The organism is Pseudarthrobacter sp. NPDC058119 (genome assembly GCF_042884655.1).
In the GTDB taxonomy this organism is placed as follows: Bacteria; Actinomycetota; Actinomycetes; order Actinomycetales; family Micrococcaceae; genus Arthrobacter.
Genome location: NZ_JBHVTN010000021.1, coordinates 1 through 1,847, shown reverse-complemented (window position 1 = coordinate 1,847; position 1,847 = coordinate 1). Strand labels below are relative to the sequence as shown.

The window sequence follows — 1,847 nt, the reverse complement described above, 5'->3', positions numbered from 1 at the left end:
ACGGAATCACTATTGTTTTCTCTTCCTGCGGGTACTGAGATGTTTCACTTCCCCGCGTTCCCCCCACGCACCCTATGTGTTCAGGTACGGGTCACCAAGTCACTCGCGCGCTCAGCGGGGTTTCCCCATTCGGACACCCTGGGATCACAGTCCGGTTATCGACTCCCCCAGGCTTATCGCAGATTCCTACGTCCTTCTTCGGCTCCTAATGCCAAGGCATCCACCGTGTGCTCTTAAAAACTTGACCACAAAGATCAAAAACAAGCTCACTCGAGAAAACCATGGAAACCAACCACACCCAACAACACCACCCCAAGGGCAGTACCATCACGCGCAGCCAGATCCAGGTTCTAAATATCTTGGAAATTGCTTCTTATACAAGATGCTCGCGTCCACTATGTAGTTCTCAAACAACAACCCCACACCACACAACCCACACACCAACCCCAAAGGGATCAAACATGCGCGGACCGTCATGGCAGGGAAACCAGAAACAAACAAACCCGGGAACCTACCTACATCCCCGGCCCTGTTGCCTCAGGACCCAACAGTGTGCCAAACACTACCCAGGACACCAAACCACACAACGTTCCAGGACAACCCCCACAAAGAAGAGCATCCGTACTAGCAAATGGTCCGTGCCACCAGGCACCTATTCGTTGATATTCCACCCATGAGCACCCGCCACGGAACAATCGTCCGTGCTACGGGCTTGCTTCCTGACAACCCCAACCCCACCGCATACACAGTGAGTGGCTGGTTGTAGGTGCTCCTTAGAAAGGAGGTGATCCAGCCGCACCTTCCGGTACGGCTACCTTGTTACGACTTAGTCCCAATCGCCAGTCCCACCTTCGACAGCTCCCTCCCACAAGGGGTTAGGCCACCGGCTTCGGGTGTTACCAACTTTCGTGACTTGACGGGCGGTGTGTACAAGGCCCGGGAACGTATTCACCGCAGCGTTGCTGATCTGCGATTACTAGCGACTCCGACTTCATGGGGTCGAGTTGCAGACCCCAATCCGAACTGAGACCGGCTTTTTGGGATTAGCTCCACCTCACAGTATCGCAACCCTTTGTACCGGCCATTGTAGCATGCGTGAAGCCCAAGACATAAGGGGCATGATGATTTGACGTCGTCCCCACCTTCCTCCGAGTTGACCCCGGCAGTCTCCTATGAGTCCCCACCATCACGTGCTGGCAACATAGAACGAGGGTTGCGCTCGTTGCGGGACTTAACCCAACATCTCACGACACGAGCTGACGACAACCATGCACCACCTGTAAACCGACCACAAGTGGGGGACCTGTTTCCAGATCTTTCCGGTTCATGTCAAGCCTTGGTAAGGTTCTTCGCGTTGCATCGAATTAATCCGCATGCTCCGCCGCTTGTGCGGGCCCCCGTCAATTCCTTTGAGTTTTAGCCTTGCGGCCGTACTCCCCAGGCGGGGCACTTAATGCGTTAGCTACGGCGCGGAAAACGTGGAATGTCCCCCACACCTAGTGCCCAACGTTTACGGCATGGACTACCAGGGTATCTAATCCTGTTCGCTCCCCATGCTTTCGCTCCTCAGCGTCAGTTAATGCCCAGAGACCTGCCTTCGCCATCGGTGTTCCTCCTGATATCTGCGCATTTCACCGCTACACCAGGAATTCCAGTCTCCCCTACATCACTCTAGTCTGCCCGTACCCACCGCAGATCCGGAGTTGAGCCCCGGACTTTCACGGCAGACGCGACAAACCGCCTACGAGCTCTTTACGCCCAATAATTCCGGATAACGCTTGCGCCCTACGTATTACCGCGGCTGCTGGCACGTAGTTAGCCGGCGCTTCTTCTGCAGGTACCGTCAC

At 55.3% G+C, this 1,847-nt stretch carries 2 rRNA genes; both read right to left on the bottom strand.

The annotated features are described in order from the left end of the window. Positions 1-247: ribosomal RNA gene (locus ACFVTD_RS20965) — 23S ribosomal RNA — on the bottom strand; the annotation flags it as partial. Between the two features lie 530 nt (positions 248-777). Beyond that, positions 778-1,847 (bottom strand): 16S ribosomal RNA (locus tag ACFVTD_RS20960); the annotation flags it as partial.